At 68.5% G+C, this 24,804-nt stretch carries 22 protein-coding genes; 9 read left to right on the top strand and 13 right to left on the bottom strand.

Translation table 11 applies throughout. The features are described 5' to 3' along the window. Positions 1 to 130 precede the first annotated feature (130 nt). The 5 genes from D4740_RS06095 to D4740_RS06075 all read right to left on the bottom strand — a co-directional run bounded on the left by D4740_RS06095 (position 131) and on the right by D4740_RS06075 (position 5,331). A complete protein-coding gene (locus D4740_RS06095; protein WP_220475019.1) occupies positions 131 to 1,522 on the bottom strand; it encodes an MFS transporter in 1,392 nt (463 codons plus the stop codon). 85 nt (positions 1,523 to 1,607) lie between these two features. Beyond that, on the bottom strand, positions 1,608 to 2,660 hold the full coding sequence (locus D4740_RS06090) for a sugar kinase (RefSeq protein WP_119836060.1): 1,053 nt from the start codon (positions 2,658 to 2,660) through the stop codon (positions 1,608 to 1,610). A 39-nt stretch (positions 2,661 to 2,699) separates the two neighbouring features. Next, entirely contained in the window at positions 2,700 to 3,680 is a 981-nt protein-coding gene (locus tag D4740_RS06085; protein WP_205570029.1) for an L-ribulose-5-phosphate 3-epimerase, read from the bottom strand. Further along, positions 3,668 to 4,324 (bottom strand): 3-dehydro-L-gulonate-6-phosphate decarboxylase, encoded by a 657-nt coding sequence (locus D4740_RS06080; protein ID WP_119836059.1) that lies wholly within the window; start codon positions 4,322 to 4,324, stop codon positions 3,668 to 3,670. Before D4740_RS06080 ends, D4740_RS06085 begins: the two co-directional genes overlap by 13 nt. After that, positions 4,321 to 5,331, bottom strand: a complete 1,011-nt coding sequence (locus D4740_RS06075; protein ID WP_119836058.1) for a phosphotriesterase — start codon at positions 5,329 to 5,331, stop codon at positions 4,321 to 4,323. Before D4740_RS06075 ends, D4740_RS06080 begins: the two co-directional genes overlap by 4 nt. Positions 5,332 to 5,614: 283 nt before the next feature. Here D4740_RS06075 and D4740_RS06070 point away from each other — a divergent pair, with 283 nt between their 5' ends. The 5 genes from D4740_RS06070 to proB all read left to right on the top strand — a co-directional run bounded on the left by D4740_RS06070 (position 5,615) and on the right by proB (position 10,314). Beyond that, positions 5,615 to 6,556 (top strand): sugar-binding transcriptional regulator, encoded by a 942-nt coding sequence (locus D4740_RS06070; protein ID WP_119836057.1) that lies wholly within the window; start codon positions 5,615 to 5,617, stop codon positions 6,554 to 6,556. A 254-nt stretch (positions 6,557 to 6,810) separates the two neighbouring features. Beyond that, positions 6,811 to 7,119, top strand: a complete 309-nt coding sequence (gene rplU / locus D4740_RS06065) for a 50S ribosomal protein L21 (protein ID WP_119836056.1) — start codon at positions 6,811 to 6,813, stop codon at positions 7,117 to 7,119. Between the two features lie 63 nt (positions 7,120 to 7,182). Continuing rightward, the gene (gene rpmA, locus D4740_RS06060) at positions 7,183 to 7,440 is read left to right on the top strand and encodes a 50S ribosomal protein L27 (protein WP_119836055.1); all 258 of its coding nucleotides are present in this window, start codon (positions 7,183 to 7,185) and stop codon (positions 7,438 to 7,440) included. Positions 7,441 to 7,570: 130 nt separating this feature from the next. Then, positions 7,571 to 9,163: a GTPase ObgE gene (gene obgE / locus D4740_RS06055; protein ID WP_119836054.1), complete on the top strand. Its 1,593-nt coding sequence runs from the start codon at positions 7,571 to 7,573 to the stop codon at positions 9,161 to 9,163. Positions 9,164 to 9,219: 56 nt separating this feature from the next. Next, on the top strand, positions 9,220 to 10,314 hold the full coding sequence (proB, locus tag D4740_RS06050) for a glutamate 5-kinase (protein WP_119836187.1): 1,095 nt from the start codon (positions 9,220 to 9,222) through the stop codon (positions 10,312 to 10,314). A gap of 36 nt (positions 10,315 to 10,350) precedes the next feature. Here proB and D4740_RS06045 read toward each other — a convergent pair whose 3' ends face one another. From D4740_RS06045 to D4740_RS06035, 3 genes are read right to left on the bottom strand one after another with little or no spacing between them, the layout of a single operon-like run. Next, positions 10,351 to 11,520, bottom strand: a complete 1,170-nt coding sequence (locus D4740_RS06045) for a substrate-binding domain-containing protein (RefSeq protein ID WP_119836053.1) — start codon at positions 11,518 to 11,520, stop codon at positions 10,351 to 10,353. 39 nt (positions 11,521 to 11,559) lie between these two features. Continuing rightward, positions 11,560 to 12,543: an ABC transporter permease gene (locus tag D4740_RS06040; RefSeq protein WP_119836052.1), complete on the bottom strand. Its 984-nt coding sequence runs from the start codon at positions 12,541 to 12,543 to the stop codon at positions 11,560 to 11,562. Further along, a complete protein-coding gene (locus D4740_RS06035) occupies positions 12,540 to 14,057 on the bottom strand; it encodes a sugar ABC transporter ATP-binding protein (RefSeq protein WP_119836051.1) in 1,518 nt (505 codons plus the stop codon). Before D4740_RS06035 ends, D4740_RS06040 begins: the two co-directional genes overlap by 4 nt. 260 nt (positions 14,058 to 14,317) lie before the next feature. Between D4740_RS06035 and D4740_RS06030 the strand changes: the two genes are divergently transcribed. Then, positions 14,318 to 15,403: a LacI family DNA-binding transcriptional regulator gene (locus tag D4740_RS06030; RefSeq protein ID WP_205570028.1), complete on the top strand. Its 1,086-nt coding sequence runs from the start codon at positions 14,318 to 14,320 to the stop codon at positions 15,401 to 15,403. A 69-nt stretch (positions 15,404 to 15,472) separates the two neighbouring features. Here the strand turns inward: D4740_RS06030 and D4740_RS06025 are convergent, their stop codons facing one another. The 3 genes from D4740_RS06025 to D4740_RS06015 all read right to left on the bottom strand — a co-directional run bounded on the left by D4740_RS06025 (position 15,473) and on the right by D4740_RS06015 (position 19,604). After that, the gene (locus D4740_RS06025; protein ID WP_119836185.1) at positions 15,473 to 16,636 is read right to left on the bottom strand and encodes an AAA family ATPase; all 1,164 of its coding nucleotides are present in this window, start codon (positions 16,634 to 16,636) and stop codon (positions 15,473 to 15,475) included. A 263-nt stretch (positions 16,637 to 16,899) separates the two neighbouring features. Then, positions 16,900 to 18,606, bottom strand: a complete 1,707-nt coding sequence (locus D4740_RS06020; RefSeq protein WP_220475018.1) for an ABC transporter permease — start codon at positions 18,604 to 18,606, stop codon at positions 16,900 to 16,902. A 5-nt stretch (positions 18,607 to 18,611) separates the two neighbouring features. Beyond that, positions 18,612 to 19,604 carry an ABC transporter ATP-binding protein gene (locus D4740_RS06015; RefSeq protein WP_119836050.1) on the bottom strand — a complete coding sequence of 331 codons (993 nt, stop codon included), beginning with the start codon at positions 19,602 to 19,604 and terminating at the stop codon, positions 18,612 to 18,614. Between the two features lie 103 nt (positions 19,605 to 19,707). On the opposite strand from D4740_RS06015, the gene D4740_RS06010 reads away from it, so the two are divergent. The 3 genes from D4740_RS06010 (at position 19,708) to D4740_RS06000 (ending at position 22,507) form a co-directional block, all read left to right on the top strand. Continuing rightward, a complete protein-coding gene (locus D4740_RS06010; RefSeq protein ID WP_147392855.1) occupies positions 19,708 to 20,349 on the top strand; it encodes a TetR family transcriptional regulator in 642 nt (213 codons plus the stop codon). 308 nt (positions 20,350 to 20,657) lie between these two features. Next, positions 20,658 to 21,962, top strand: a complete 1,305-nt coding sequence (locus tag D4740_RS06005; protein ID WP_119836048.1) for a glutamate-5-semialdehyde dehydrogenase — start codon at positions 20,658 to 20,660, stop codon at positions 21,960 to 21,962. A 56-nt stretch (positions 21,963 to 22,018) separates the two neighbouring features. Further along, entirely contained in the window at positions 22,019 to 22,507 is a 489-nt protein-coding gene (locus D4740_RS06000) for a hypothetical protein (RefSeq protein WP_119836047.1), read from the top strand. A 103-nt stretch (positions 22,508 to 22,610) separates the two neighbouring features. On the opposite strand, the gene D4740_RS05995 is transcribed toward D4740_RS06000, so the two are convergent. Further along, positions 22,611 to 23,279, bottom strand: a complete 669-nt coding sequence (locus D4740_RS05995) for a response regulator transcription factor (RefSeq protein WP_119836046.1) — start codon at positions 23,277 to 23,279, stop codon at positions 22,611 to 22,613. Continuing rightward, positions 23,279 to 24,799: a cell wall metabolism sensor histidine kinase WalK gene (locus D4740_RS05990; RefSeq protein WP_119836183.1), complete on the bottom strand. Its 1,521-nt coding sequence runs from the start codon at positions 24,797 to 24,799 to the stop codon at positions 23,279 to 23,281. Before D4740_RS05990 ends, D4740_RS05995 begins: the two co-directional genes overlap by 1 nt. Positions 24,800 to 24,804: the final 5 nt, after the last annotated feature.

Genomic DNA, 24,804 nt, shown 5'->3' with positions numbered 1-24,804 from the left:
CCACCGGCTCCACGGTCCTGCGTGTCTGTTAGTGCCGTGGGTGCTACGTCGGGCCGGGACGGCTCGCTCTGCGTGCTCCTGCCCGGCCCGACGTCGGTGTCTGGCGTGTGCGTCTAGGCTCCTGCCCGGCTCAGATGTCCTCCAGGGAGGTTCCCTTGGTCTCCCGGGCGAACATGTAGGTGATGCCCCCGGCGAACAGCATGACCGCAAAGATGAGGAAGGGAACCATGACGACCTCGACCGTAGGCTCGTCGCTACCCATGAGCGCCCCCATGAAGTAGGGGCCGACAACCTTGGCCACCGACCCGATGCCGTAGCCCAGGCCCAGGCCCGTTGAGCGGGCCTGGGTGGGGAACTGCTCGCCCCCGAAGGCGTTGAGGATGCCGAAGGCACCGTCTCCGAAGGTCATGACGATGAAGATGCCGACGAAGAAGACGTACCCGGCCGTGGTGGTCCCGCGGCTGTCAACCATCGTGGTGGACCAAGCGGCGATGAGTGCCCCGGTCCCGCCGATCAGGCCGCATCCCAGCATGGTGTAGCGCCGTCCGATACGGTCGGAGATCCACGCCGACCCGAGGCGCCCCAGGAGGTCGCCCAGGGAGACCAGCATGAACAGCGTAGCCACGGCGGAGACGCTGAAGCCAAAGGACTGTCCCAGCAGGCTCTGCCCCCAGGACTGGACGGTAAAAGACCCCAGGATGAAGGAGAACGATCCCACGGCCACCACCAGGAGCTGGCGCGGGTACCTGGTGAAGATCGCCGAGTAGGAGGTTGAGGCGGCCTGCCTGATCTCCGGCAGCTCGGCCACGTGCTCCACGGGGATCTCCATGGCCCAGGCGTAGGCCTGCCGTGCTTCCTGCTCTCGGCCCCGTGACTGTAGGAACCGGGGGGACTCGGGGACCACCCGGGTCCAGGCGAGCAGCACGATGGGGACGCAGCCTACCGCGATCAGACCCCGCCAGCCCAGGGCGTCACCGAAGTACCTGGTGACCAGGCCCCCCAGGAAGATCCCGGCCGGGATGAAGACGCTGGTCAGCCCTGCCAGCAGGCCCCGCTGCCTGGCCGGGACGAACTCCTGGACGTAGGGCACGGAGGTGATGTTGAGACCGCCCACCCCGATACCGACGCCAGTGCGCAGGACAGCCAGCAGCACCCAGCCGTTGACCGGGGTCAGGGCGGAGGCGGCGGTGAAGAGCACCAGGACGATGATGCAGGCGATGAAGGCGGTCCTGCGGCCCAGGCTGTCCGCTAGGCGGCCCCACATCACCGAGCCGATGACGGTGCCCAGGCCTGCTCCTGCCAGGATGACCCCGGAGTGGAAGCCTGTCAGGTCCCACCCGGGGGACTCGATCAGCATGTTGACGATGAAGCCGATAAGGAACATGTCGAAGAACTCCGACACGTTGCCGACGATAGCCATCCCGATGAGGGACCGCTGGTGCCTGGTGAGAGGGTGGTTGTCTATCTGCTCGGGGGCGGTACGTCCCCGAGGCGGGCTGGTGGAGACCAGAGTGCTCATCATTGAACCAATCGTTGGTATGTGCAGAAGGCTTTTTCCGGGTACGGGGTGAGCCGGGCTGCGTGGACGCTGCCCGGAAGGAGCCGCCCTAGCGCACGATGTCCCCGCTGAGGGCCAGGTCCAGCTCACCGGGAGGCACACGAGTCAGGTCGCCGTGGTGGGTCAGGGCCAGGGAGGCTGTGCGCAGGCCGGTTGCGATACCTCGGGAGACGTCGCCGTCGAGCCACCCATGGAGGGTGCCGGCCACGAAGGAGTCGCCGGCACCGGGACGGTCCACGATGGGCACCTGCTCGATCTCGAAGGCCTGGTCGCCCTCAGCGGTGGACAGGTAGGTCCCTCGCGCGGCATCGGTGGACACGACGACGGGCGGGCCCAGAAGCTCGCGCACGGAGCGGCAGACCTGGACCCCCTCGCTGTGGGTGAGGCCGAAGACCACCTGTGCGTCCGCCCGTGAGCAGAACAGGATCGAGGCGGAGCGGGCGATGGGCTCCAGCACGGAGCGGGCCTGGTCTCCGTCCCACAGGAGGGAGCGGAAGTTGACGTCGAGGGCGATGGCGATACCCCGCTCCTGGGCGGCGTCAGCGAAGTAGCGCACCACCTCTGCCGTGCGCTGCGTCAGGGCGGCCGTGATGCCGGTCAGGAACACCACGCGGGTGTCCAGGAGACTGTCCCAGTTGAAGTCGGCTGGCTCGATGTCGCGGAACGGGGTGTACAGGCGGTCGTAGGTGACCCTGCCCGGAAGCGGGTACTCGCCCGGCTCCAGAAAGTACTGGGCGACGCGGCCGTGCTGGGTCAGGACGACGTGGGACAGGTCCACGCCTACCGAGCGGTACTCGCTGAGGATCCTGTGGGTCAGCTCGCCCTGGGGCAGCTTGGTGGCCCACGAGGTACGTCGTCCCAGCTGGCTGAGCAGGCCGGCGACGTTGGCCTCCGAGCCCGCTGCGCTCATCCGCAGGTGCCGGGCGGAGGCGAGGCGGTCCCCGCGCTCGCAGGTGAGGCGGATCTGGCCCTCGCCGATCGTGGTCAGGTCGAAGGCGGCCTGGGCGCCGTCACGGGGTCCGTACCGTGCTGCCGTGGTTGCTGTGTCATTGCTGGTGCCGACTGTGGCGATGGTCGTGGTGGCGGTTACTGTGTCTGTCATGGTTGGTTCCTGAGCGTGTCGAGGGTCTGTTGTCGTGAGTCATGCGGCTGCCTCCCACCGGGGCGTACGCACCGAGATGCCTGCGCGGTCAAGCCGGTCCTCGATGAAGTGCCGGGCCGCCACGCAGCGCTCCAGGGAGTCCTCGGCGTCGTCGTTCCACATCTCGATCATCATGCGTCCGCTCCAGCGGGCGGCGGCCAGGGTGGCGAAGGCACCGTCGAAGTCGGTGACGCCCTGACCCATGGGGACGCGTCGCGGCTCCCCAGGGCGGACGTCCTTGAGGTGCAGGGCGACGATGCGTGTCAGCCCGGAGGTCAGCTCGGTGGCGGCGTCACCACCGTGCTCCGCGATGTTGCCGATGTCGGCGTAGGCCTGGAGCCAGGGGGAGGGCAGCTCGTCGAGAACGGCGACGACGTCCTGGACGGCGGCGATGTCGTGGCCGTCGACGTTCTCAATCCCGAGGATGACGCCCGCCTCCGCCGCGTGGGGCAGCACCTCGCCCAGCATGTCGACGTAGCGGCTACGGGCCTGCGGGTCCCGGGGCTCGCCGTGGGCGAAGTACCCGGCTACCTGGAGCACGGATGCGCCCAGGTCCACGCACAGGTCGATGCCTTGGTGGTAGATGCTGCGGGCCTGGTCCCGCACCGCAGGGTCGGCGGAGCCCGGGCCGAAGCGTCGGTGCGCGCTCAGGCACACGCCGCCGATGCGCACCCCTGTGTCCGCGGCGGCCTGCGCCACCCGGCGACGCCGTGGGGAGGACCAGCCCAGGCGGGCCAGACGCTCGTCGGACTCGTCCACGGAGAGATCAGTGAAGCTGAACCCCGCCGCGCGTACCTGGCTGAACAGCTCGTCCCAGTCGGTGGTGCCGACCAGGGCCTTCTCGTAGATACCGAGGGTCACCTCGCTGGCTGCACTAGCCGTGCTGACTGTGCTGGAGGTGCGGGTGCCAGCGGAGGCCGCCCCGCCGGTGCTCCTGGCGGGGCCTGTGCTGTCGGTGCTCCCGGTACTCACCGGTCCCACACCCTCTCCATGGCCTCACGCATCTGCCGGGCGGCCTCCAACGGGTCCTGCGCGCCCACGATCGCCCGGCCCGCGATGACCACACCGACCGGGTGCCCCGAGAAGACGTCGAGCTCGCGGGGCGTGACCCCGCCGGTGACCGTCACGGTGAAGCCCATGGCAGCCAGGTCGTCCACGGTCTCCAGGTCCCTCGGCCCCCAGGACAGCGAGCCGGCGGCCTCGGCGTCGCGGGAGCGGTGGACGATGACGTGCTCGACTCCGCGCTCGCGCCAGGCGGCGGCCCGGTCGTGGTCGTAGTGCTCACCCAGCTCGACCTGGACCTCACCGCCGTGGTCGGAGGCGACACTGACTACCTGCTCCACAGTGGTCAAAGAGGCGCCCGCCACGCAGGACACCCAGTCGGCCCCTGCCTCGAAGCACTGGCGCGACAGGACCGAGCCCGCCTCGGCGATACGTGCGTCGGCGAGGATGGTGGCCTCCGGGTAGAGTGCGCGGATCTCACGTACGCAGCGCAGCCCCTCAGCCAGCAGGAGCACGGTGCCCACCTCGATGACGTCGACCGCGGGCTGGCACCGACCCAGGCAGCGCAGCGCAGTGACCAGGTCGGTGGTGTCCAGGGCGACCTGGAGCCGGGGAGGAGTCATGACTGGTCCCCCCTCACGTCCTTCCTCATCGTGAAGAAGCGCTGACCGTTACCCACAAGCAGGTCCTGGACGTAGGAGGGGTCGAAGCCCTCCTCCAGCATACGGGGGCCGTCCACGGCGGGGTTAAAGTCCACACCGGTCACAGACCCGTAGGCCTTCTGGTAGGAGCGCTTGCCTGAGTCGGTGCCCAGGAGGATGCGCTTGCCGTAGCCCAGCTCGCCCAGCTCGCGCAGCTCCATGATCCGGTTGGTGTCGGGCTGGTACTTGATGCGGTAGGTCCCGTCGATCTCCAGCCACGCCCCGGTGTCCAGGATCTGGCGCAGGTAGTAGACGTCGGCGTTGCGCTGGATGTGGCCGATGGCGATCTGGTCGGCCGGGACGCCCATACCGATGAGCTCGCGAGCCTGCTCCAGGCCGCAGGTGCCGAAGGTGGTGTGGGTGTTGATCGGGGCGCCCGTCTCGATCGAGGCGAGCGCGGCTGCTCGCATGCACGTGCGCTCGAAGTCGGTGATCACGCCGTAGGAGGTGGCGACCTTGATGACTCCTGCCTTGTAGGGCGTGCGCTCCACGATCGGGCCGGAGTAGTCGTGGCGGTCGATGCCCTCGCGGATGTCGGCGATGAGCAGGTTCGCGATCTGGTCCACGCTGTAGCGGCTTACCCAGTGGCTGCGGGTCTCCAGGTAGACCTTTTCCCGGTGGAAGCCGGTGGAGGCGATGATGTGCAGGTCGGGTACGCGCCGCCCTACCTCGGCCAGACGCTCCAGGTCCCGGCCGCAGTTGGCCGGGCACATGTCGACGACGGTGCCGGCCTGGGCCCAGCGCCTTGACGCCGACACGAAGCGACCAGCCTCCTCTACCGCCTTGTCGACGTCGTCCAGCTGGTGGTCGGGGTCGATGTAGACCTCGCCTGCACCGTTGCGGATGAGGTGGTCGTGGGCGTTGACCACCCCCAGGGTGGTGGGGTCCACGTCCCCGGCAATGGTTCGTGCGAGCGCCGTGTGCGCCATGGAGGGCCTCCTTGCTGCCTCTTTCCTGCTGCTTGTCCGCGAGCGCGGCCGCCTGTGCGTGCCACCGGGCTGCTGACACGGCCACCCTAGAAGGGCATCGGCGTGCAGGTATGAGGGGAAGTGCACTTTTGTGCGTTAGCGGTGGCGTGCCCGGCGAGGGGGACTCCGGTGTCCGGCGGCTCGACCCAGAAACCGTTTCTCACCTCTACTTTTGGCCTATCCGAGGTCGGATGCGATTCGCGACAGGGCGTGTCGGGCTGCTGTCGTGGGATAATATGGGAATATGTGCGCAGCAGGTGTTGACCGGAACCGGATCCGGCTGCTCCTGGAGGTGTCGCGGATGTACTGGGAGGAGGGGGCGGACCAGGCGGAGGTAGCCAGGCGTACCGGCTACTCACGCTCCACGGTCTCCCGGCTCCTGGCCCAGGCGCGCCGGACAGGTGTGGTGACGGTGCAGGTGTCCCATCCGATCGAGCGACTCACTGAGATCGAGGACCGGCTGGTGTCCGCCTACGGCCTGCGCGCGGTGCGGGTGACGGAGCAGGCAGGGGACCAGCTGGGCGCCCAGGCGGCGCAGCTGCTCCTGGAGCACTGCCGACCGACCTCGGTCATTGCGGTCTCCAACGGCCGTGAGGTCGGGTCGGTGGTGCGCTCGCTCCCCCAGCGCTCCTGGCCGCGCAGCCTGGTCGTGCAGATGCTGGGACTGGTCGGGCAGTCCAGCGGGCTGGAGGACGGACCCGACATCTGCCGGGACATGGCGATGCGGCTGGGGGGCAGCCATCAGGCGCTGCCGGTCCCGCTCGTGTTTGACACCGTCCAGGCCGCGGACGCGATGCGCCGGGAGGAGCAGGTGGTCATCACCCTGGAGCTGGCGGCCCGAAGCGACGTGGCTCTGACCGGGGTGGGGGCCGTGGATAAAGGAGCGGTCAGCCCGATCCTACGCAGGTGGATGACTCCAGAGCTTGTCGAGCAGTGCGCGCGGGCAGGTGCGGTGGCCCATATCTGCGGGCACCACATCGACGCTCGCGGGGTACACGTCCGCACCCCTGTGTGCCGACGTACCGTCTGCCTGGAGCCGGACCGGCTGCGGGAGGTTCCACTGGTCATCGGGGTGGCACACGGCTGGCACAAGGTGGAGGCGATCCGAGCGGTGCTGCGGGGAGGGTACCTCTCCGGACTCGTTACCGACGAGGCCACCGCCGCAGCCGTTCTTGGCGACCGGTAGCGCGGCGTCGGGAACCTGGTTACGGAAGTGGTGGCGGGAGGCTGCCCCGCGCGCCGCTTCCCGGGGCGGTCTCCCTGGCTTCGTGCCCAAGAACACAGGTCTGACGGTCCTGGCGCGGTTGGTCCCGGAAGACGGATCACCTAAAGTTGTCAGCCGGTGCATCGTGCACCATGCCCGGGAGACCGGCGCGATGGCTGCTACCAGTGTGGTCCGTGCCGGTGGGTGCCTCAAGACGCGACAGGAAGAGCAAACAAGTGGTCTACGCGATCGTCAAGGCTGGTGGCCGTCAGGAGAAGGTCTCCGTCGGCGACGTCGTGGTTGTTGACAAGCTCGTTGGCGAGGTGGGTGACCGGGTCACCCTCGCTCCGCTGATGGTGGTGGACGGGGACAAGGTGACGACTGGTGCCGCTGACCTGGCCCACAGCTCTGTCACCGCTGAGATCCTCGGTGAGCGGAAGGGCCCCAAGATCAACATCCTCAAGTTCAAGAACAAGACCGGCTACCGCAGGCGCCAGGGCCACCGGGCCAGGCTGACGGCGGTCAAGGTCACGTCTATCGACTGACCCTCCTGCACGCCCCTCAAGGGGCGCCTGGACGCACACGATCGAGAGAGAGAGAATCCTGACATGGCACACAAGAAGGGTCTTGGCTCCTCCCGTAACGGCCGTGACTCCAACGCCCAGCGCCTGGGCGTCAAGCGGTTCGGGGGCCAGGTCGTCAAGGCTGGGGAGATCCTCGTCCGCCAGCGCGGCACCCACTTCCACCCTGGCCGCAACGTGGGCCGCGGTAACGACGACACGCTGTTCGCCACCGCTGCCGGCAGTGTCGAGTTCGGCACCTTCCGGGGCCGTCGCGTTGTGAACGTCGTCCTTCCCGAGGCCTGAGCCGCGCGGCACCGTCATACGTCGGAACGGGGGCGAACGGTTCATACCGTTTGCCCCCGTCCTGTCTGGGCAGGCCCGCACGGGTACCTGCCACCTGTCCGCCGCACCTGTCGCTCCTGGGGGAGGCTCTATGCCCAGCTTCATCGACCGAGTGGTTCTTCACGTAGCCGGCGGGGACGGCGGCCACGGCTGTACCTCGGTGCACCGTGAGAAGTTCAAGCCCCTGGCCGGCCCTGACGGCGGGGACGGGGGGCACGGAGGCGACGTCGTCATCACCACGGACCCCTCGGTGTCAACCCTGCTGGCCTACCATCGCCGACCGCATCGACGTGCCTCCAGCGGTACCCCGGGGATGGGTAGCTGGCGCCGAGGCGTCGACGGGCAGGACCTGGTCCTGCCCGTCCCGGAGGGTACGGTAGTCAAGGACGTTGACGGCCAGGTCCTGGCTGACCTGGTGGGACACCCCTGCTCGGTGGTAGTCGCCCGCGGTGGGACGGGCGGGCGTGGCAACTTCTCCCTGGCCTCGAAGAGGAGGAAGGCCCCTGGCTTCCACCTCCTGGGTGAACCGGGCCAGGCCCTCGACGTGGTCCTGGAGCTCAAGACCGTCGCCGACGTGGCACTGGTGGGCTACCCGAGTGCGGGCAAGTCCTCCCTCATCGCCGCGATGAGCGCCGCCCGCCCTAAGATCGCCGACTATCCCTTCACCACCCTGGTGCCCAACCTTGGGGTGGTCGAGGCGGGCGCCAGCCGCTACACGGTCGCCGACGTCCCGGGCCTCATCCCTGGAGCCTCCCGGGGTAGGGGCCTAGGTCTGGACTTCCTGCGCCACATCGAGCGCTGCGCCGTCATCGTCCACGTCCTGGACTGCGCCACCCTGGAGCCGGGCCGTGACCCGCTCAGCGACATGGACACGATCGAGGCCGAGCTGGCGGCCTACGCGGACCGGCTGGGCAGCCAGGAGTCAGATCCGGCCCTCACGGGGCTCCTGCCGCTGCCACAGCGCCCCCGTGTCGTTGTTCTCAACAAGGTCGATGTTCCTGAGGCCGCAGAGCTGGCTGACTTCGTCCGCAGCGACGTCGAGGCCCGGGGGGTGCCGGTCTTCGAGGTCTCAGCCGTCGTGCACCGCGGGCTGAGACCTCTGTCCTTCGCCCTGGCGGGTCTGGTGGAGCAGGCGCGTGGACAGGCTCCCTCCCGGAGGGCGGGCAGGGTGGGCCATGACGGCCAGCCTGTCCAGCGTCCGGTCATCCGGCCCGCTGGGGTTGGTAGGAAGGACAGGGAGCCAGTAGCGGTTGTCTCTGCCCTCCAGCACCCCTCGGAGGGACAGGTCTACCAGGTGCGGGGAGACAAGCCGGAGAGGTGGGTCCTTCAGACCGACTTCACCAACGACGAGGCGGTAGGCTACCTGGCTGACCGCCTGGCGGCCGCCGGAGTCGAGGACGAGCTGGTCAGGGCGGGGGCACACGCCGGTGACACGGTCCTCATCGGTGACCTGGAGCGAGGTGTGCTCTTCACCTGGGAGCCGGCCCTGGCTACAGGACCTGAGCTGCTGGGTGCACGCGGCACCGACGCCCGCCTCCAGGAAGGGCACCGGCGGACTAACGCGGAGCGTCGTCGTCACTACCACGAGATGATGGACGCCAAGGAGGCGGCCCGTGCCGAGCTACGCCAGGAGGCCGCCGAGGGCCTGTGGACGGATGCCTCGGTCTGGGAGGAGACGCAGTGAGCCGCAGGGCTCCGGTGCCGGGGCAACGGCCTGCCGCGCTGCCCCCCGGCGCCCGGATCGTCCTTAAGGTCGGCTCCTCCTCCCTGACCCGGGTCGACGGCGGGCTGGACCTCAACCGCATCGACATCATCGCCGGACTGATCGCCAGGCTGCGCGGCCGTGGGCACGACGTCGTCCTGGTGTCCTCCGGCGCGGTTGCCGCAGGCCTCGTCCCCCTGGGGCTGGAGAGGCGGCCCGGGGAGCTGCGTCTGCTGCAGGCGGCGGCCTCGGTGGGGCAAGGAAACCTCGTAGCCCGGTGGCAGAGCGCCATGAGCGCCTACGGGGTGGTGACCGCTCAGGTGCTGCTGACCGCCCAGGACGTTGCGGTACGCAGCCACTACCGCACCGTTCGGGCGACCTTTGACGCGCTGCTGTCCCTGGGGGCGGTCCCCGTCGTCAACGAGAACGACGCCGTGGCCACTACGGAGTTCAGCCTCGGTGACAACGACCACCTGGCAGCGCTGGTGGCCCACCTGGTCAGCGCCGACGTGCTGGTCCTGCTTACCGACGTGGACGGCCTGTGGACGGCGCCTCCGGGAACCGCCGGGGCGGTCCCGGTGCGCTACGTGGGCTCCGCCGCCGACCTGGCAGACCTCAACGTGTCCGGTCGGGGCTCGGCCGTGGGCACGGGGGGCATGGTGACCAAGGTCCAGGCGGCGACGATCTCCTGCGCCTCGGGGACAGCGGTCCTCATCGCCGGCGCCGACGACGCTCCCCTCCTCCTGGGAGGACAGGACGTCCCTGCAGACATGGGCACCTGGTTCGCTCCCACCGGTCCGCGACGCCCCAGCCGCCGCCTGTGGATGGCCCACGCCTCCCAGCCTGAGGGACGGCTCCTCATCGACGACGGTGCGGCCCGGGCCATCACCTCCGGCAAGAAGTCCCTCCTGCTGCCGGGGGTCACCGGGGTCGACGGGGAGTTCGAGTCCGGGGCCGTGGTGGAGGTGGTCGGGCCTGGGCGCACGCTCGCCCGGGGGATCTGCCGCTACGCCTCCGCAGAGCTGACGGAGGTCCTCCGTGCCCGGGCGCAGGGTAGGCCTGCACCCGACCACGTGGCCCCGGTGGTCCACCGCGACGACCTGGCCGAGCTGCCCCGCACGGCGGGGGAGTGAGCCTTCCTTGCGCCGATCCTGTGCCTGAGCCGGTGCTCAGTCATAGAGCAGCTCCGAGATCTCCGTGTCGTCAATGTTCGAGGCGGTGTACCAGTGGGAGCCGGTGTCCACGTCCTGGACCGTCTCGCCGTTGGCTGCCCTGACCGCCAGGGTGACGGCCTGGTAGCCCATCTGGTACGGGTCCTGGGTGACTGACCCCAGGAAGGCGCCGGAGCTGACAGCGTCCTTCTGAGACCTTCCTGCGTCGAAGCCCACGACGAGCAGGTCCTTGTAGGTGCCGCTGGAGCGGTCGAGGGCGGTGGCGTCGCCGGTCGCTGAGATGACGCCGTTGACCGCGTCCTGGTTGGCGGCGAACAGGGCGACGAGCCCGGTGGTGGACAGCACGGAGGTCGCTGCGGACTGGATGTCCGCCTGGCTGGTGGTTGGTGGGACCGTGACCACGATCCTCACCTTGGCGGGCTCGGAGGAGGCCTGGGTCCACCGCTGCTGTCCGGAGACGTCCACCGCCCCGGCCAGGCCGTCCAGCTCCTCCAGTTCGGTGACGAGCGTGTCCACGAAGCCGTCGACACGCTGGACGATGGAGCCTGAGGTCGAGTCCTGGGCGAGGACACCGATGACGGCGGGCGAGTCTGCGGTCGCGGAGGTCACTGCGGATACCAGGCTCGTGTCCTGGGCCAGGTTGGTGGCCACGTTGCCGCCCGCCACGGTGTTGTCAGTGGTGGCTGTGGCCACGACTGCTCCGGAGGCGTCGTCGGGAACGCCGGAGTCAAACCCGATGACCGGTATGTCCCGGCTTCTGGCACTGACCAGGGCGTCCTGGACGGCGTCGGGCTGGCAGGCGGCCAGGGCGATAGCCGCAGGTCCCTGGTTGACAGCGGCCGAGAGCTGCTCAACCTGCTGGGAGACGTTGGACTCTGCGTCGGGGCCGTTGGTCTCCAGCTGTACGTTGAGCTCGTCCGCGGCGTCCTGGGCTCCCCTGAAGGCAGCCTGGTAGAACTGGTTCTGGTAGCTCTTTGCGATGATGATGACCTTCATCGTCGCGTTCGAGCCGGATCCCTGGGAGCAGGCGGCCAGTGTCAGGGCGCCGGCGGCCGCCAGGGTGGCTGCCAGCACGGCCCGGCGTGCGGGCGCAGGAGCCCCGTCTGGCACGGGAGCGGCGGGTGCTGTGCGGGTCGTGAGGGTGGTGGGGTTCACGGCGGGGTTCATGGTGGTCCTTTCACGGTTGCGGAGGCGGGTCAGGGGGTGTCAGGAGCGTCGGGCGCGTCTGCTGCGCACGACGTCGAGCAGGACGGCGAGCACCACCACGACGCCGATGAGCACCTGCTGCCACTGCACCGGCAGGCCCATGGACAGCAGGCCGGTCTTGAGGACGCTGATGACGAAGACGCCGATGATCGTGCCCCACAGGGAGCCGACTCCTCCGGCCAGGGAGGTGCCGCCGATCACGCAGGCGGCGATGGCGTACATCTCCTGGCCGTTGCCGGTCTGCGGGGTGATGGAGGAGAAGGTCGCCGCGTAGATGACCCCGGCCAGGCCGCAGAAGAACCCGTTGAGGACGTAGACCCAGAACTTCCACCGCGACACGATGACGCCGGACAGCTCGGCTGCCTCCTCGTTGGACCCGATGGCGTAGGTGTAGCGCCCCAGCTTGGTGCGCGAGAGGATGAACCATGCCATGGAGAAGAAGGCGGCTAGCCACAGGACGCCGACCGGAAGGTCACCCGTCCTGTACAGGACCGTCTTGAACCAGCCGTCGTCGGAGGACAGGCTCGGGTAGGTCTGGGTCTGGACCTGGGCGATGACGGCGCACAGGCCCAGCGAGGCGAACTGCATCCCCAGGGTGGCGATGAACGGAGGCAGGCGCAGGAAGCCGACAAGGACACCGTTGGCGACGCCGAAGGCGACGCCGGTGGCCAGGACGACTAGAAGCGAGACCAGGATCGGTAGACCCCACACGTTGTACGCCACTCCTCCTACCAGTGCCGCACCCACCATGACTGTCCCCGAGGACAGGTCAATGCCCGCGGTGATAATGACAAAGGTCATGCCGATGGCCAGGAAGCCGATGTAGTAGGAGGAGTCGAGGATCGAGACCAGGGTGCTGGGTGACAGGAAGTGGTTGCCAAAGACGGCGAAGAACGCGTAGAGGACGGCGAGGGCCGCCAGTGCCATGATCTGCTGCATCGGCAGGGTCCTGGCGGGTCCTCGGGTGGTGGTATCGGTGGTCATGCGGGGTGTCCTTCCCTCTGCCTGGTCGCCAGCTCCATGACGGAGACAGGGGTTGCCTCGGAGATGTCAAGCTCGCCGGTCTTGCGTCCTTCGCGCATGACGACGACGCGGTCAGACAGGTGGAGGATCTCGTCGAGGTCCGAGGAGACCAGGAGGATGGACCTGCCCTCCTCCACGAGGTCGCGCATCAGCTGGTAGATCTCAGCGCGGGCTCCGATATCGATGCCGCGTGTCGGCTCGTCGAAGATGAGGATCTCGACGTCGCGCAGGAGCCACTTGGCCAGCACCACCTTTTGCTGGTTGCCGCCTGAGAGGTTGCGGACCAGCTGTCGGGGTGAGGGCGTCTTGATCCGTAGCGTGTCGATATACCTGCGTGCGCAGGCCTGGACCGTCCGTTCGTGGACGACAGGACCGGTGCACAGCGCGTCGTAGGAGGCCAGAGAGGTGTTCTCTGCGACGGAGAGGCCGGTGACGAGGCCGTAGCGCTTGCGGTCCTCGGATAGGTAGGCGATGCCGACCTTGATCGCGTCCCTGGGGTGCCGGAAGGTGACGCGGCGGTTGTGCACCCGTATGCTGCCCGAGGACGCCCGGTCGGCCCCGGCCACGATCCGCATAGTCTCGGTGCGCCCGGCGCCGACCAGCCCCGCGAAGCCGAGTACCTCCCCGGCGCGCAGGGTGAAGGAGACGCCGTGGACGTCTCGGGAGGAGAGGTTCCTGGTCTCTAGGACGACTGTGGCGTCCTGCGGCACCGTGGAGCGCTTCTTGGGGGCGTTGACGACCTGACGGCCCACCATGAGCTCGATGATCTCCTCCTGAGAGGACTCGGAGGCTGGTAGCGTCCCGACACTGGCTCCGTCACGCAGCACGGTAATGCGGTCGGCAACCGTCATGACCTCGTGCATGCGGTGGGAGATGTAGATGACTGACACCCCCTGAGCGCGCAGTCGGTCGACCCGCTGGAGAAGGTCGGCGCTCTCGCTGTCTGTCAGGGCGGCGGTCGGCTCGTCCAGGATGAGGACCTTCGTGGCCGGGAAGGACAGGGCGCGCGCGATCTCGACGAGCTGGGCCTTGGAGACGCTCAGGTCGCGCAGGAGGGCGGAAGGCGAGACTCCGATGTCGTACTCGTCGATGAGGGCCTGCGCCCTGCGGTTGAGGTGACGGTCCGATACCAGCGGGGAGGAGGACTCCCGCCCGATGAAGATGTTCTGGGCCACGGTGAGGTCAGCCATCATGTTCAGCTCTTGGTGGACGATCGAGATCCCGGCGTGCTGCGCGTCCCGGACGGAGCGGAAGTGAGCGGGAGCTCCGTCATAGTCGTAGCGTCCCTCGAAGTCGGGATAGATCCCGGTGAGGACCTTGACCAGGGTGGACTTGCCCGCGCCGTTCTCGCCGACCAGGGCGTGGACCTCTCCGGGAAGGAGGTCGAAGGTGATCTTGCTCAGGGCCTGGACCCCTGGGAAGGACTTGGATACATCGCGGAGTCGGAGACGGGCAGGGGGTAGTTGAGGTGGCATGTGTGCTCCGTTGCTTGGCTGTGGGTACCCGGCTGTGCCTGGAGGCGCCAGACGGTGAGGACCGGGACCGGGCAGGTGGACAGGCTGGGTGCCAGCCGACGGCCCGTCTGAGGAGGGCGACGGCGGTGAGAAGAGGCGTGTGGCTTCGTGGTGACAGAGCGGAGTGCGTAAGATCGGCGCCCTGTCTGGTTGACAACGATGTCAATCAGACAGCCACAACGATATGTCAAGGGTCGTGAGCGGTCAAGTAGGCTGGGGGAGTGAGTGAGGACTCTGTGCTGCTGCGGTCGGCGGTCGCAGCAGGTGGGCAGCGGAGCCGCCCCACCATGAAGCAGGTTGCCAGGTTGGCGGGAGTCGGCACCAAGACCGTCTCCAGGGTTGTTAACGGGGAGCCGAACGTGGCTGCGGATACCGCGCGCCGGGTCTGGGACGCTGTGCAGGAGCTCGACTACCACGTGGACATCCGTGCCGGTAGCCTCCGCCGCCCGGGCGGGGCGACGAGGACCATAGCCCTGCTCGTGGCCAGTGTGGACAATCCGTTCGCGGGAGAGCTCCACCGTGGCGTGGAGGACGTCGCCCGCGAGCACGACGTGGCTGTCCTGGCCTCCAGCCTTGATGAGGAGCCCCAGCGCGAGGTCGCCGCCGTCGAGGACTCGATCAGACGGCACGTGGACGGGATCATCGTCAACACCACCACCGTTGACGGAGCCGCCCTGGAGCGCGTGCTGCACATGGGGGTACCGATCGTGTTCGTGGACAGGGCTCCGCGCGGACTCGTGGCGGACTGCGTCACCAGCGACACCACCAGCGCCGCCGAGCGTGCCACGCGTCATCTTCTGGGCCAGGGACACCGCAGGATCGTCCTGCTCACCGAGAGGCTCAACGTTGCCACCGCGCTCGCGCGGCGCCAGGGGTTCCTTGATGCGTTTCGAGAGACACGCACTGAGGAGTCCGGGGCGCTGGTCGTGTCAGGGCTGGTTGGTGCCGAGGCGGCTGAGCGGGCGCTGTGGGGCGTCATGACCTCGCCGGATCCGCCTACGGCGGTGTTCAGCGGGCAGAACCTCCTCACCGAGGGCGCGCTGCACGCGCTGAGGCGCCTCGGGCTGCGTGAGGTCGTGGCGCACGTCGGCTTTGACGACCTTCCCCTGGCGGACATGCTGGCCCCCGCCCTGACCGTGGTGCGCCAGGACCCCAGGACCATGGGCAGTCTTGCCGCTCGGCGCCTGTTCTCCCGGCTGGACGGGGACCAGGGCGAGCCAGAGCACCTCGTGGTGCCCACCGAGCTGGTCTGCCGCGGCAGCGGGGAGATCCCGCCTCCTGGTACCTCAGGGGCGTGGCCTCAGTGATGTGTCGGGGTCTCAGCCTCCCTGGACCTCCAAGAGGTAGTCCCGCATCTCAGACAGGAGGTGGATCTGTCACGAGCGCCTGCCCCGTGCCGCCTTCAGCAGGCTGTCAAGATCCTGCGGCTCGGTCAGGCCACTGACGACGTCGGACAGGGGCAGCCCCAGGCTGATGTCGTCCACTGCCTCGGGAAGCGAGGAGAGGAGGTCTGCCCGCGTCCCGTCGTCGGTGACCCTGAGCACGAGGACTTCCTCGGGGAGGACGCCTTCGTCGTCAAGGATCTCGGGGGCGTGGGTGGACAGGACCACCTGAAGGTCGCTGGAGCGCTGGGCTGCTGCCAGTACTGAGGGAAGCAGGCGGACGATGGCAGAGTTGAGGGAGAGCTCAGGCTCCTCAAGAAGGAGGGTCCCAGCGCCGCTGGGCGCCTTGATCACGGTCCACAGCAGACCGATGAGCCGCAGGGTGCCGTCGGAGAACTCGGTCTCGTACTGAGTTGACGGCGTGGAGCGCCAGTTGCGGTAGCCTGCGCGCAGGTGGGGCCTGCCTGCAGAGTCTACCTCGATTGCCAGGGACTCGAACTCTGGGACGGCGGCCTGGAGGGCGGCCTGCATCCGCCGCATCCAGGCGTCACGGGTCCGTGGAGGTGTTGCGTTCATCTGGGCGATAAAGTCGCCGCCGAAGGGGTCGTCCCTGTCCAAGCCGCTCCTGGAGGGGTCGCGGATGACCTGGGGGACCAGGTGAAAGTACTGGACCTTGCTGACGTACTCCGCGATACTCCTGAAGTCCTGGTTGGCCCCGATCTGCTCCAGGTGCGTCTGGGTCAGCCGCTCCGGGTCGTCTAGATCCTCAGAGGTCGGGCGCTGGAGCAGCGGGGTGCCGTCACGCTCGACGAGCTCCTCGTCCACGACCGGACGGTTGAGGCCTCCCGACTGTCCCTTGACGGACAGCCGGTAGTGCCAGGTGGTACCACCCTCTTCCAGGTGGACGTCCACAATGAGCCGACCTCTGTGGTAGTTGCGTGCGAACAGGCTGCGGACCCGGCTGAGCCCGCCACGTCCGCCGACCGCGCTGGCCAGGCCGCCCCCGGGTCTGGCGATGTCGCCGAGGAAGCGGAACAGGTCGAGCAGGTTCGACTTTCCTGCCGCGTTGGGCCCGACGACAAAGAGACGCCGGTCAAGCTGGAGGTCGAGGGACTTGAAGTTCCTCCAGTTGCTAGCGGACACCTGGGTGATTCTCATCCGCACGCCTCCCATCACGTCTCAACCGCCCTGCCGGCAGCAGAGCCTCTCCTGTGGGTAGCCCCACATACTATCCCCCTCATGACTGTCCTCTTCATGTGTGCTGGACAGTGGTGTGACGGCGGCAGCGTGGCCCCGTGAGCGGGTTCCCGCCGTCGGCTCCATGACTCCTCCCAGGGTCCCAGGTTTCATATCTCGGCTGGTTGCCCTGGCTGGCCCTGGTGTCGGCTGCGTGGCGGAGGGCTGGGCCAGGGGTGGTGCAGCTACTCGCGTGCCAGGTCGCGGCGCTGGAAGCTGACCCACCCGGCCAGGGTGAGTGCGCAGGCCACGGATGCCACCACCGCCAGGCCAGTCAGCGTCGCGTCCGCATCCGTCACCGCAGGCACGTGGTAGAAGGGGCTGATCCCCAGCGCCCACCCCGGCAGGTTGAAGGTGGGGCCCAGCAGGGTCAGGCCGAAGGAGGCCAGCACCCCGGCCCAGGCAGCGATGCTGAGCGCTGGTCGGGCTCCGACGACCATGACGGATACGGCCACGACCGCCCACACGGCGGGCAGCGTTGCCGCGACCTGGATGATCGTGCTGGTGAAGCCGATCCCGGCGTCTGCGACTGACGACACGATTGCCAGCATGGTCCCGGCGACCGTGACCAGGAGGGTCGAGGCAGTCAGAGCCGAGACGAGCCCGCTCAGGTAGTAACGTCCCCGGCTCAGGGACGTCGCGATCAGCGGCTCGACGCGGTCCTCGACCTCCTCGGAGCGGATCCTCAGCATGATCTGGATTCCGGGGACCGAGCAGATAATGCCCACCAGGCTCAGGATCGTCACCAGGAAGGCGGAGACCAGGTCGTCCTGGGTCGTGGCGCCTGAGGCGAGGACCCCCTGGACGGCCTCGTTGGATCCGAGGAGGTCGTCGATCGAGGTGGTGAAGTAGCCGAAGACCGTGCCCAGGGCGAGGGAGACGACCAGCCAGGTCAGCAGCAGCTCCCGGTTGAGCCGCCAGGTGAGAGCCCACGGCCCGCGTACCTGCCCGTCAGCGGGACCTGGTGGTGGGCTGAGAAGTCCCTGCGCGAAGTCGCGGCGATCCTGGAGGAGGAAGGCGGCCACCACCAGGACCGTGGCCAGGAGCAGCGCTGGCAGCAGCGGCCACCAGCTGTTCGACACCACGGGCTCGGTCTGGGTCATCCAGCCCAGCGGGTTGGCCCACAGGGTCCACGATGGTGTTTCCAGGGAGTAGGCCAGGCCCCTCAGGGCAAAGAGGAACCCCAGGGTGCCCAGGGAGATCGTGGAGGCCATACGGCGGTCCGCAGCCACTTGGGAGGCCAGGGCGGCGACCCCGGCGAACATCAGTCCTGTCGTGGTGAAGGTGGCGCACAGCAGCGCGGTGCTGCCCCACCCGCCCCCGCAGGCCACGGTCACCACGGCTGCGACGATGCCGGTCGCTAGTGCGCCGGTGGATGCCATGAGCACCCCGGTCGCAAGCCTGGCGCCGCGCCCCATCACCCCCGAGGCGAGCAGCTCGGCCTGGCCGGAGTCCTCCTGGCCGCGGGTGGCGCGCACGACAGCCAGGACCGCGGACATGGCCGTGATAAATCCTCCCAGTGTCAGGGAGCGCCAGGCGTTGAAGCCGTCGGTGCTCAGGAGGTCGTGCGCCGGACCGAAGATCAGGCCGAGCGCAGGGTTGGCGCCGATCGTCGCTGCCAGGGTCGCCCGCTCCTGCTGGGTGTCGAAGATTAACGGGTAGAGGAGCGGGGAGGAGGCCGACAGCAGCGTCACGATGAGGATCCACGGGACCAGGAGGCGGCCGTCGTGGCGCAGGGAGGTGCGCAGGAGAAGGCGTGTGCCCGTCAGGGCGGCCGCAGGTGGCCTCCTGCGCGATGCTTCCTTGCGGTCTCCTCCGGGCGCGTGTCGGGCGTCCTGGGTGTCCTGGGCTGCCTGGCTCGTCTGGCGTGCCCGTCCCGTCTCTGGTGCCATCGTGGTCACTGCTCCTTCCTGGCTGCGGGGAACTGCTGGCGGGAGTCGGCGCCGTCCTGGGGGTCGTCCTGGTAGAGGTCGAGGAAGAGGCTCTCCAGGCTCGGGGGCTCGACCTGCAGGGTGCGGATGCCGATGGCGGACAGGCTGGCCATGGCCCGACCCATCTGGTCGGGACGGACCAGTGCGGTCAGCCGGGCGCCCGACAGGGTGACCTCTTCAAGCCCGTCAATGCTGTCGAGCTCGTCGTCGCCAGGAGTGTCGCCAGGAGTGTCGCCAGGAGCATGGCCGAGGGTGGCGTGCACAGTGCTGCGCGAGTCGGAACGCAGCTCCTCCAGGGTCCCTTCTCGCGCGATGGTGCCGTTGCGGATAATCGAGACGCGGTCAGCGAGGTTCTCCACCTCGCTCATGATGTGGCTAGACAGAAGGACCGACGCGCCGCGGTCCTTGGCTTCCTGAACGGTGACCTGAAAGGCCTCCTCCATAAGGGGGTCCAGGCCGGAGGTGGGCTCGTCGAGGACGAGGAGCTCGGCGTCGCTGGCTAGGGCCGCGATGATAGCCACCTTCTGGCGGTTGCCCTTGGAGTACTGGCGTCCGCGCTTGGTGGGGTCGAGCTCGAAGCGCTCGATGAGCTCCTGGCGGCGCGTGCGGCTGAGCCCCCCGCGTAGGGAGCCGAGCAGGTCGATGGCCTCGCCTCCGGTCATGGACGGCCACAGGGACACGTCCCCGGGCACGTAGGCCATGCGCTGGTGCAGCTCGACGACGTCGCGCCAGGGGTCCTGGCCCAGGACCCGCACCGTGCCCGCGTCGTGGCGCAGCAGCCCGAGCAGGACGCGGATCGTAGTGGACTTCCCCGCCCCGTTGGGGCCGAGGAAGCCCAGCACCTCACCCCGGTCCAGGTGAAGGCACAGATCGGTGAGCGCGCGGAAGCGGCCATAGGACTTGTCAAGACTCCTGACGTCGATGGCGCGAGAGGAGGATGAGGGCGCGGTTGTGACCATAGGGGTTCCTTCCGGCTCTGGTCGCTGCATCTGGTTAGCGGACGGACGGCACCATTGAACTCCACGAGTGAGGAAATCTGCAAGTGGAGATATAGTGGTGCGCATGACACGATCGCGCAGCGGGCAGACGGGACCGAACAGCGACCAGCCAGACGGCGGCGGGACCAGACGTCGCCCGACTGGCCGGCGCCCGGGCGACAGCGGGACCCGCGAGGCGATTCTCGACTCAGCCCTGTCGCTCTTTGCCGACAGAGGTTTTGAGGGGGCCTCGGTGCGGGCCATAGCCAGGGGGGCGGGCGTGGATCCAGCGCTCATTCGGCACTTCTTCGGTGACAAGGCAGGGCTCTTCGTCGCGGCTGTCACGTCGCGGGCGCCGTTGGCTGAGGCGGTCGGGGGCGGGCTGGAGGGTTCCGGAGGGGGTGAGCGGCTGGTCCGCGCCTACCTGAGCATGTGGGAGGACCCCGAGCTTGGTCCCGTGCTGACCGCAGTCGTGCGCTCGGCCGTGGCCTCCCAGGAGGCCGGGACAAGGCTCAGCGCTGCTGTGGTTCCTGCGGCCAGCAGCATCGCCGGCCTGCGGCCAGAGGAGCTGGGTGGGCTGGGACTCGCCGGCGCGCAGCTGTTCGGTGTTGCCGTGGCCCGCTACCTCCTGTGCGCCCCGCCTGTGGCGGAGCTGAGCCTGGAGGAGGTCGTCGCCCGCCTTGCCCCAGCGGTCCAGGAGGTGCTCGACGGTCCCGCCGACGGGTAGCGATGTGCTGACTGGCTGGGGTGGGGTATGGCACCTGAGAGGGGACGCAACCCGTGCGGCGTGACCCGATAGGTCTCTGGCGCACGACGGCGGTGCTGCGACGCCGCCTGCCTGCTGGGCTGCACCGAGTTCTTTTCTTCCTCAGGGTCTTCAGGGGCTGGTCAGGGATGACAGTGGGACAGGCGCGTGCCAGGGCGGTCCGTGGCAGGTCCTGGGAGTTGTGAGTCAGCCTGCTGCCGGTTCCAGGTCCGGGACACGGGTACCGCAGGGGAATACCAACGGAGAGGGAGAGGCCGTATGGTAGTTGTATGAGTAACGATTTCGTTCCGGAGGCTGCCGGGCTGGTTCAGGTGGCCGCTCGCGCTGCCCGGGAGGCGCAGCGTGTGCTTGCTGCCGCCCCACGGGGGGTCAAGGATGCCGTCCTGGAGGCCATGGCCACGGGTCTGCTGGCTGACAGCGCAACGATCCTGGAGGCCAATACCCGTGACACTGAGCGGGAGCGGGCCGCGGGTATGAGCCCGGGGCTCCTGGACCGCCTGGCGCTGGACGAGCCCCGCCTGGCAGGGATCGCCGGGTCGCTGCGAGAGGTCGCCGCGTTGCCCGACCCGGTCGGGGAGGTCGTGGACGGGTCAGTTATGCCCAACGGGCTGCGGGTACGGCGGGTTCGCGTACCCATGGGCGTGGTCGGCATGATCTATGAGGCCCGGCCCAACGTGACCGTGGATGTAGCGGCCCTTGCGGTCAAGTCCGGTAACGCCGTCCTCCTGCGGGGAGGAAGCGCTGCCCAGGAGTCCAACGCCGCGATCGTTGCCAGCCTGCGACGGGCGCTTGAGTCCCAGGGGCTGCCTGCGGATCTGGTGGCCAGCGTCGACGCGGCTGGGCGGGAGGGAGCGCGCGCCCTCATGCATGCCCGTGGTCTGGTCGACGTACTGGTGCCCCGGGGAGGCGCTGGACTTATCCGTAGCGTCGTGGAGGAGTCCACGGTGCCGGTCATCGAGACCGGCTCGGGGAACTGCCACGTCTACGTGGATGCCTCTGCCGACCTGGAGGCCGCGGTGGAGATCATCGTTAACGCCAAGACGCAGCGTGTGGGTGTGTGCAACGCTGCCGAGACCCTCCTGGTCCACGCCAAGGTCGCCGACACCTACCTGTCCCGGGCGGCGGCGGCCCTGTGGGAGGCCGGGACCACCCTGCACGCCGACCCTACGGCCCACCGCCTTCTCCGCGGGCCTGCTGGCGCCTCTGGTCACGGGCACCTGCTGGTGGAGGCGGCTGAGGAGGACTGGGGCACTGAGTACGGCTCCCTGGATCTGGCGGTTGCCGTCGTTGAGGACCTGGACCGTGCCGTCGAGCACATCCGTACCTATACCACGGGACACACTGAGGCTGTCGTGGCTCAGGACGTCGCCGTCATCAACGCTTTTGTCGCCGGGATGGACTCTGCAGCCGTCATGGTCAACGCCTCCACCCGCTTCACCGACGGCGGCCAGCTGGGGCTGGGGGCCGAGCTGGGCATCTCTACCCAGAAGCTGCACGCACGCGGGCCGATGGGGTTGGCCGAGCTGACCACCACGACGTGGATCGTCGAGGGAGACGGCCATATCCGTGCCTGACCCCCGTCTCCTGTGCCTGAGGAGGACCCGTCTTCTGTGCCTGAGGAGGGCACCGTATGCGTACCATGATCGCCATGACGAGCCGGGGCACCCGGGTCGCTGCCGCTATCGTTGCCGTGACCGGGATGCTCCTGACCTGGATGATCTGGCTGGCTCTCAACGGCCCGGCTGCCTCGACCAGCGAGCCCGGGCTCGTTCTGACCGCGACTCCGACGCCGCTGGCCACCAGCAGCCCGACCGTCTCAGCGTCTGCTTCCCCGACCCCGACTCCTGACACCGGGGGCGAGGAGACCAGCCCCCAGCCGGTGGAGCCTGCCGAGCCGGTAGAGGTTGACCCGGGACAGGACGCTGGTGATGGCAGTCAGGGTGGTTCCGGGGACCAGTCCGGCGCAGGCGGCGCTCAGAACGGCTCGGGCTCCCAGCAGCAGGCCCCAGGTGGCGGCGTCAGCGACGATCATGATGACGACAGTGACGACGTTGACGACCTCAATGACGATGACCTTGATGACGATAACGATGATGACGATAACGATGATGACGACTAGCTAGACGGTACGTCTCCTGAGCCGTCCCCATGGTGTCCACAGCAGGGGGCTGCCGCGTCGGGTGCCTGCCTCGGGCTCGGGCCGTGTGCCTGACAGTTGCTGCCTACACCAGCCGGTATCCCATGCCGCGTACGGTCTGCACCCGCTCCTTACCAAGCTTGCTGCGCAGGTAGGACACGTAGACCTCCACCACGTTAGATCCCGGGTCAAAGTCATACCCCCACACGGTGCTGAGGAGCTGCTCGCGGCTGAGCACCTGGCCCGGGTGGCGCATGAAGGTCTCCGCCAGCGCGAACTCCCTGGCGGACAGCTCCACCGTGTCCCCGGCTACCTCCATGGTGCGGCCCCGCAGGTCGAGCACCAGGTCCTTGTGGGTGATCCTGACCGGGTCGGCGGGATCTGCGGGAGCCGTCTCGGAGCGCAGGCGCACCCGCACCCGCGCCAGGAGCTCCTCGAAGGAGAACGGCTTGGGCATGTAGTCGTCCGCCCCCCGCTCCAGGCCCGCTACCCGGTCCGCCACCGAGGAGCGTGCTGTCAGCATGATGACAGGAGTGGACACACCCTGCCCTCGCAGGCGCTCCAGGACTTCAAAGCCGTCGATGTCAGGCAGGCCGATGTCGAGGACGACCAGGTCGATGTCCTCTTGGAGGACCACCTCCAGGGCCTGCAGACCCGAGGCGGTGACCTGGGTGGTGTAGCCGGCTGCGCGGAGGCCCTTGGCGAGGAAGGAAGCGATCCGGGCCTCGTCCTCCACTACCAGGATGGTGCTCATCAGTCTGTGTCCTTCCTCGGGCTCGTGGCATGGTCGGCCACAGTGTGGAGGGGGAGTCTTAAGGTGAACAGGGAGCCGAGCCCCTGGAAGGAGCGTATTTCCAGACAGCCGTGGTGGGCCACGGCGATACTGTCCACGATGCTCAGGCCCAGCCCCGTTCCTGAGGCCTTCTGCACCGCTGCCGCCGTGCGGCCAAAGCGGCGACGCACCAGGGGCAGGTCCTCCTCCGCGATGCCGATGCCCTCATCCCTGACCCACATGAGCAGGCTGGCCCCGTCCACCCGGGAGCCCAGGCTGACCCGGGAGCCGGGGTCGGAGTACTTGACTGCGTTCGCCGCCAGCTGCAGCCAGGCCTGGGTGATCCGGGTAGGGTCCATCTCGCAGCAGATGCCTGCAACCTCCTCCAGCTGCCAGCGGCGGTCACCCAGGCCCTGGGCCTTCTCGAAGACCTGCTGGGTGAGGACGGAGACGTCGACCTGCTGAGGGCTGATAACACCGGTCTCGGACACGTCGGCCAGCAGAAGGAGGTCGTTGACCAGGGTTCCCATTCTGTCCACCTCGTCGATAGCCAGTTCCCGGGTCTGGGCGACGTCCTCGGCGTCGTCAGGGTCCAGGAGCTCGAGGTGGCCGCGGACCACGGTGATAGGGGTACGCAGCTCGTGGCCGACGTCGTCAAGCAGGTCCCGCTGGGCCTCTACCGAGCGCTGGACGCGGTCCAGCATCCAGTTGATGGCCACGGCCAGCGTGGTCAGGTCGTCACGTCCGCGCACAGGCACGCGGGAGGTCAGGTCGTTCTCCCCGATAGCCTCGGTCGCCTCGCGCAGCTGGCCGATGGGCCGCAGCAGCCGCTCTACGGCGAACCACGCCAGAGCCGCCACGAGCGCCACGGTAAAGACCGCGCTGGCCATGTACATCACCATGGTGCGGCGCAGGTCGGCATGGGCGGTGTCCAGGTTCACCACGTGTACCAGTGCCGCCCCGGCAGCCGACCCGGAGGCGGTCCTGGTCGGGGCCACCATGACGCGGTACCTGGCCTGGGAGGTCCGGATGTCCTCGATAACCACCTTGTCCCCGGTCACGTGGGACTCCAGGTGGGAGATCAGCTCCTGGTCGTCCTCGGGTGTGAGGGCTGCCCGGGTGGGAGGTAGCAGCGTCAGCTCGGAGCCGACAAACCCCAGCTCGGCCTCGTCGGGACCCAGGACCGACTGCCGGATGTAGGCGTAGACCGCCTGGGAGGGCTCGGAGAAGGGGGCGCCCGTGTCCGGGTCCACCCCCTGCTCGACCAGCGCCTTGAACCTGTCCCTGCTGCGCTCTAGCTGCGCGTTGACGTCACTGCTGATGCTGTTCTGGCCCAGCAGCCACACAAAGAGCCCGGAGACTCCCAGGGCGACTCCCGCCACCACGACGATGGCGACCATGACCCGGGTGCCGATAGTGACCGAGGCAACGACCTGAGAGTCCCGGGGCGGGTAGCTGGTCTCCTTCTTGCCCCCAGTGACAGGGCGGCGAGGCAGGCGCATGCTCA

Origin of the sequence: Actinomyces sp. 2119 (assembly GCF_003591215.1) — a bacterium.
Lineage (GTDB): Bacteria > Actinomycetota > Actinomycetes > Actinomycetales > Actinomycetaceae > Actinomyces > Actinomyces lilanjuaniae.
The sequence above is the reverse complement of the archived record's forward strand: the minus strand, read 5'-3'. Positions and strand labels throughout refer to the sequence as shown.